At 65.5% G+C, this 6,329-nt stretch carries 6 protein-coding genes; 1 reads left to right on the top strand and 5 read right to left on the bottom strand.

Annotation, left to right across the window (positions count from 1 at the left end):
• Window positions 1–432: 432 nt before the first annotated feature.
• The 5 genes from RSO01_RS39530 to RSO01_RS39510 all read right to left on the bottom strand — a co-directional run bounded on the left by RSO01_RS39530 (window position 433) and on the right by RSO01_RS39510 (window position 5,030).
• On the bottom strand, window positions 433–1,089 hold the full coding sequence (locus tag RSO01_RS39530; RefSeq protein WP_246159113.1) for an RlmE family RNA methyltransferase: 657 nt from the start codon (window positions 1,087–1,089) through the stop codon (window positions 433–435).
• Between the two features lie 31 nt (window positions 1,090–1,120).
• Complete coding sequence (locus RSO01_RS39525; protein ID WP_147156098.1) at window positions 1,121–2,203, bottom strand: Ppx/GppA phosphatase family protein; 1,083 nt, start codon at window positions 2,201–2,203, stop codon at window positions 1,121–1,123.
• 350 nt (window positions 2,204–2,553) lie between these two features.
• Window positions 2,554–3,294, bottom strand: coding sequence for an SDR family NAD(P)-dependent oxidoreductase (locus tag RSO01_RS39520; RefSeq protein WP_147156097.1), 741 nt, complete (start codon window positions 3,292–3,294; stop codon window positions 2,554–2,556).
• 18 nt (window positions 3,295–3,312) lie between these two features.
• A complete protein-coding gene (locus RSO01_RS39515; protein ID WP_147156096.1) occupies window positions 3,313–4,629 on the bottom strand; it encodes an FAD-binding oxidoreductase in 1,317 nt (438 codons plus the stop codon).
• Window positions 4,626–5,030 carry a GtrA family protein gene (locus RSO01_RS39510; RefSeq protein WP_147156095.1) on the bottom strand — a complete coding sequence of 135 codons (405 nt, stop codon included), beginning with the start codon at window positions 5,028–5,030 and terminating at the stop codon, window positions 4,626–4,628. Before RSO01_RS39510 ends, RSO01_RS39515 begins: the two co-directional genes overlap by 4 nt.
• 67 nt (window positions 5,031–5,097) lie before the next feature.
• Between RSO01_RS39510 and RSO01_RS39505 the strand changes: the two genes are divergently transcribed.
• On the top strand, window positions 5,098–5,946 hold the full coding sequence (locus RSO01_RS39505) for a decaprenyl-phosphate phosphoribosyltransferase (RefSeq protein ID WP_147156094.1): 849 nt from the start codon (window positions 5,098–5,100) through the stop codon (window positions 5,944–5,946).
• Window positions 5,947–6,329: the final 383 nt, after the last annotated feature.

Raw genomic sequence — 6,329 nt, 5'->3', positions numbered from 1 at the left:
AGTTATGTTGACCTCGTGCTCGCCTCCCAGCGGCTCTGCTCTATGCATCGTTCATCCGATACCAGCGCACCCGACGGCAGCCCTGCCGGACCCAGTTTTCCGTCATCCCGTCACGCCGCCGGAAGGCGGTTCGGTCGGGGTGAGTGAAAACGGCCAGCGGAAATAGCGGAATTAAAAAAGGCCGAAGATTCAATGGCTTCGTCGGTGTTTGCGGGTCTAGCGGAATCTAGCGGAAATTCACGCCGACCCGCGGTCGAGCCAAGGAACGCGAAATGTCGCCTCTGTCGCGGTTTGAGCGACAGCATCCGGCCGCCGTCAAGGCCGGAAGAGGCAGAGGCATCAATGACCTACGGTAATTTCCGGCAGAGTCGCACGAATCCGATCCCGTTTGCGTTCAGCCCGTCAAAACCACCGTGCACAGCCCCTAGGAAGTCAAAGGGCTTCCTGCCCCCGAAAGCCTATTCCCACGACGTACATCTCCGCCGAATCGGCACGGCTGGCCTCCGGCTTGACATGCTTCACCTTGGCGAAGTCCCGCTTGAGCCGGTCGAGCAGCGTGCGCTCGGTGCCCCCGCGCAGCACCTTGGCGACGAAGCTGCCGCCCGGCTTCAGCACCTGCCGGGCGAAATCGTGGGCGGTCTCTGCCAGCCCCATGATGCGCAGATGATCGACCTGGGTCTCGCCGGTGGCGGCGGCCGCCATGTCGCTCAGCACGACGTCGGCCGGCCCGCCCAGCAATTCCTCGAGCACGGCGGGCGCGTCGTCGTCGTAGAAATCCTTGGCCAGCACAGTGGCACCGGCGATCGGCTCGATGGGTGTGATGTCGATGCCGACCACGACGCCTCCACCCTTTCCGGGTTTCACGCGCTCGACGGCGACCTGGGTCCAGCCGCCCGGCGCGGCGCCAAGATCGACGACGCGGCCGCCGGGCTTCAGGAACCGGAACTGGTCGTCGAGCTGCAGCAGCTTGAAGGCGGCGCGCGAGCGGTAGCCGCGCTTCTTGGCCTCGGCGACATAGGGGTCGTTGAGCTGGCGCTGCAGCCAGCGCTGGGACGACACGGTGCGGCCGCGCGCTGTCTTCACGCGCACGGTGGCCCGGCGTCCTGTCGGCTTGCTGGATTTATTCGTCACGGCAGCGGAACGGATCTGCCTCGCGGTCGGCCTGGCGCATGAGGTCCATTAGCACGCCCTCGCGCAGGCCGCGATCGGCCACGCGCACCATCGGCGCCTGCCATTGGCGGCACACCGCCTCGAGGATGGCGCCACCGGCCAGGGCGAGGTCGGCACGCTCGTTGCCGATGCAGGGCATGTCGGTCAGTTCGATGACGGATTTCTCCGAGAGCTGGTCGCAGATGCGCAGGATGGAATCGCGGCCGATGCGCGAGCCGTCGACCAGGGTGCGGTTGTAGCGTTTCAGGCCGAGATGATGGGCGCTGACCGTCGTCACGGTGCCCGAGGCGCCGACCATCTGGACCTCGCCGCGGGCGATGGCGCCGCCGATGCCGTGCTTGGCGCAGAACGGGCGCAGGTCGGTGCGGATGCGCTCGACCATGTCGTCGTAGCAGGCGCGGGTGACGGGCTGCTCGCGCGGTTGGCCTTTGACGCACGATTCGGTGAGGGTGACGACGCCCCAGGGCACGGAGGTCATGTCCAGAAGCTCGGTGGCGACGCCGCCCAGGCGATCGGCGCGGCGGAAGACCTTGATCCAGCTCACTTCCGTGGAGCCGCCGCCGATGTCGACCAGCAGGCCATAGGGGATCTCGGGATCGAGCAGGTTCTCGCAGCTGGCCAGGGCGAGCCTCGCCTCCTCGGAGGGCGGGATGACCTCGAAGCAGAGGCCGGTGCGCGCTTTCACCAGGGCCAGGAAGTCCTCGCCGTTGCAGGCGCGACGGCAGGCTTCGGTGGCGATGTGGCGGGCGCGGCTGACCTTATGGCGCTCGATCTTGGACGCGCAAACGCCCAGCGCGGCCAAGGTGCGCTCGATCGCTTCGCCGCACAGCGACCCGTTCAGTGCCACTCCCTCGCCCAGCCGGACCGGCCGGGAGTAGGCGTCGATGACTTCGTAGCCGTCGACCGACGCCCGGGCCACCAGGAGCCGGCAGTTGTTGGTGCCGAGATCGATGGCGGCGAAAGTGTGCGCAAAACGACCGCTGTGCCAGCCTCCTTTGTTCCCCCCTGCTTGGGGAGTGGATTCCCCTGCCATTTGGAACTCTTTCCTTGGGCGGATGGTAACCTACGGCGGAGGCCGGGGCGAGAGCTTAGAGATACCTGTTGGGTCTTGCTTTTCCTGGCCCATGGTGCCCCGCATGTGAACAGCCAGCGGCTGGCCGGCCGGAAAATGCCTTACGTCGGTTGGGATCGTGAGGAGGTTCTTCCAGGATGCTGCTTATGCGCAAAGTGCCGTACGTCCGGGTCGCTTATTCAATAGACGCGAGCAACTTCCCTGAACCCCAGTTCCTGCAGCGCGGCCACCAACGCCAGTTGCGACATCGCGCACTTCGCCAACGCGACGGTCGCGTCTACACGACCGCTTACGTTTGCGTGAGGCCGGCTCTAAATGTTGAGCCGGTTGAACACGACCCGCGGCAGGTTGCGCACCACGAGCATGATCATCCCCCAGCGCGCGGGAACATAGAACGACGGCCACTTGGCATCGATTCCCCGCACGATCGTCTGCGCCACCTCCTCGACCGGGGCCGGCCGGCCGCCGCGCGCCTTGACTGTGGCAGTCATCGGCGTGTCGGTCGGCCCGGGCTTGATCAGCACGACGGCCACCGGGCCGCCGGCGAAGCGATGCTGCAGCCCCTCGGCGTAACGCTCGATGAAGCCCTTTGCCGCGCCATAGATGTAATTGGCCTTGCGGCCGCGATCGCCGGCGACCGAGCCGATGATCGCCAGGGTGCCGCGCCCGGCCTTTGCCAATTGCGCGGCGAAGGCCTCGGCGAACAGGGCCGGCGACACGGCGTTCACCTCCACAGTGCTACGGCACAGAGCGAGGTCGGCTTCGGCCAACCGCTGCTCGGGAAGGCTGCCATGGGCGATCAGCACGATGTCGACCGGCGTGCTGGCTGCAGCCCGCTCCGCCAGCCGGCCGATCGCCGTGGCATCGAGAAAATCCAGGGTCGCCACCTCGACAGTCGACGTCGGGCTGCGCACCTTGAGGTCCTGCGCCACGCGTTCGGCCTTGGACGCATCGCGCGCCACGAGCAGCAGATCGCAGGCCGTCCGCTGCACCCAGACGCGGCAGCAATGCTCGGCAATTGCCGACGTTGCCCCGATCACGACTATCCTCACTCCAGCCTCCTTCGGCTTTCAGCCTCCCATCAACCGGCGCGACATCGCCGAGCTGATGCCGGGATCGCGGTAGCGCACGAATTCGCCGAGGCGCGGATAACCGGCCTCGAACATCGCCCGCGGCATGCGTGCATCCTTGGCGGGATAGAGCCGGCCGCCCGCCGCAACGACCAAGGCGTCCAGGCGCTCGAACAAGGCCTCGACGCCGGCATGATTGTGGAAATCAAGCGCCAGTGTCGTGCCCGGCTGGGGAAAGCTCAGCAGGCCCGGCGGCCAACGCTCGCCGAACGTCTTCAGCACCGCCAGAACCGATCCAGCGCCTGAGCGGCCGATCTCCGCCAACAGGCTTGCGATCACCGCCGGCGCGTTCTCGCGCGGCACGACACACTGATATTGGTAGAAGCCAGCCGGTCCGTAGGCGCGGTTCCAGCCGGCGATGGCATCGAGCGGAAACAGGAACGGCTGGTAGTGGACGATGCGGGGCCCGAGATGCCGCTGGTTGAGCCACCAATAGAGCTGGTTGATCGGCTTCAGCGTCAGGCGGTTGATCAAGGAGATCGGCGGCGACACCGGCATGGCGAGCCGGCGGGCGCGCCAGGCGCCCTGCTGAACGGCTGCCGGGCGTGCCCGCAGAAAAAGGCCGCGGCCAGCGTCGCCCCCGGCATCGCCCCCGGCACCGCCCGAGGTGCAGTCGATCCAGGAAACCGTATGCTCCCAGGCAGGATGCGATTCGTCGGACAGCCGGAAGAAGGCGTCGAGGCCCGCGTAGGCGATGGTCTCGGCCTCGAGCCACGGACCCGGGACGCGCCGTAGCTGCAGCTCGGCCTCGACGATGAGGCCGGTCAGGCCAAGGCCCCCCACGGTTGCGGCGAACCAGTCGGGCCGTTCGGCCGGACCGCAAACGATCTCCTCGCCATCGCTGCGCTGCAGGCGGATCGACAGGACGTGGTCACCGAAGGTGCCGCTCCCGTGATGATTCTTGCCGTGGACATCGTTGGCGATGGCGCCGCCCACCGTGACCAGCTGCGTGCCAGGCAGCACCGCCAGGCCCCAGCCGCGCGGCAGAAACAGGTTCTGGATATCGCGCAGCACCACGCCCGCCTCGCAGATCAGACGTCCGGTCGACGCATCAAAGTGGATGAGACGATCGAGGCCGGCCGTCCGCCACAGGGTGCCACCGGGATTGAGGCAGACGTCACCGTAGCTGCGACCGAGCCCATAGGCGATGCCAGGCCGGCTGCGAGCCAGCGCGGCCGCCACGGTGGCCCGATCCGAGAGCTCCACAACATCGTGCGGCAGCGCCGACAGCCGGCCCCAGGACGACATGCGCCTCATGGCGCGGCAGCAGCGCGGAACACGAAGCGCTTGTCGAGGCGATACTTCGCCCAATAGCCGATGACGAGGCCGATCAGCCCACCGAGATAGCGCAGCCTCTTGTCCTGGAAAGCGCTGTAGAAAGCGAATTCGAAGCCCCAGAAGACCAGGGTGGTGACCACACCCATGCCGGAATAGAGGATGAAGGTCTGCAGGTCGTGCGCCGCACTCTCGGCCTTGAAGTTGAAGATAAAGACCTTGTCGAGCAGGTACTTGAGAACCAGGCCGACCGCGGTGCCGACCAGCACCGACAGTTCGATCTGCCACGGACCGGTCCACAGGCGGACGGCGAGCGCCTGAGCCGCGAGGTTCGCGGCCGTCGCGATCAGGGCAATGATCGCGTAGACGATCGCAAGCCGCATCAATTGACCTTTTCCATGCTCCCGGTCCCCAGTATAACCATCTCGGGGGTATGATCTCGTTATCAATATGTCGCCGCTGATCGGCCTGCTTCGCCTCACCCGTCCGAAGCAGTGGATAAAGAACACCTTCGTGCTGGCGCCGCTGGTGTTCGCCCGAGAGTTCACGCATCCCGAATCCGTCATCAATGCACTGATCGCGTTCGGGCTGTTCTGCGTGGCCTCGTCTGCGACCTACATCCTGAACGACATCCGCGACGTCGAGCGCGACCGCACCCACCCGATCAAGCGCCACTCCCGACCGCTCGCGGCCGGCACCGTCTCACTGCGCTCGGCGATCGGCCTGCTGATCGCCTGCTATTGCGTGCTCACCGCCGGGTGGTTCTGGTCGGTGGATACCATGCTCGCGATCTTCGCCTACCTGGCATTGAACGTGGCCTATACCTACTGGCTGAAGCATCAGCCTGTGCTCGATCTCTTCTCAATCGCCACCGGCTTCGTGCTGCGTGCCTATGCAGGTGCCCTCGCGCTGGCCGTGCCACTGTCGAGCTGGATGGCGATCACCACGCTCTGCCTGGCGCTCTATCTGGCGGCCATCAAGCGGCGGCAGGAACTGGCGAGCAACGGCACCGAGAGCCGCGAGGTGCTGCGCATGTACTCCGCGGCGCTGATCGAGCGCTATGCCGAGATGTCGGCAACCGGCGCGCTGATCTTCTACAGCCTGTTCGTGATGTCGGCCAACGCCAAGCTTGCCGCAACGATCCCTTTGGTCATCTTTGGCCTCTACCGCTACTGGTACGTCGTCGAGCGTCTGGGCGGCGGCGAATCGCCGACCGATGCAGTGCTGTCGGACTGGCCCCTCGCCCTCGCGATCGTCATCTGGATCGGCGTCTGCGTGGTGGCCCTGCTCCCCAACTAGAGTATCTCTTCCCAGAGGATTTGGCGGGCTGAGCGGCAAAAACGGGATCGAGTTCGCCGCGCTTCTCCGGAAATCCCATCAAACTATTGATATTATGATTCTTCTGACACTGATGGTGCCCGAGCACTGTCCCCTGAATAGGGACTAGCAGCGACAATGCGCACTTCGGACAGGCACACAAATTTCTCTAGTACCGCCTCACCGGAGGGTAACCCTGGTATAACTTAAGTTCTTACACGCATCAAGTCCGGCGCGATACCCTAGTCTACCGGCTCTGCACAATGGTTTTGACAGGCTGAACGGCAAAACGGGATCGCGTTCGTGCGCCTCTGTCGGAAATTTCCAGAAGCCACGAATCCGCCTGCCTCTTCCAGTCCTGGCGG

It is taken from the genome of Reyranella soli (assembly GCF_007992495.1).
Classification (GTDB): domain Bacteria; phylum Pseudomonadota; class Alphaproteobacteria; order Reyranellales; family Reyranellaceae; genus Reyranella; species Reyranella soli.
Note: the sequence above shows the minus strand (reverse complement) of the source record. Positions and strands in the feature narration are given on the sequence as shown.

Coding starts and splice junctions, on each gene's coding strand:
- RSO01_RS39525 (WP_147156098.1), bottom strand. CDS start 2,203: ATGGCAGGGGAATCCACTCCCCAAGCAGGGGGGAACAAAGGAGGCTGG.
- RSO01_RS39515 (WP_147156096.1), bottom strand. CDS start 4,629: ATGAGGCGCATGTCGTCCTGGGGCCGGCTGTCGGCGCTGCCGCACGAT.
- RSO01_RS39510 (WP_147156095.1), bottom strand. CDS start 5,030: ATGCGGCTTGCGATCGTCTACGCGATCATTGCCCTGATCGCGACGGCC.
- RSO01_RS39505 (WP_147156094.1), top strand. CDS start 5,098: ATGTCGCCGCTGATCGGCCTGCTTCGCCTCACCCGTCCGAAGCAGTGG.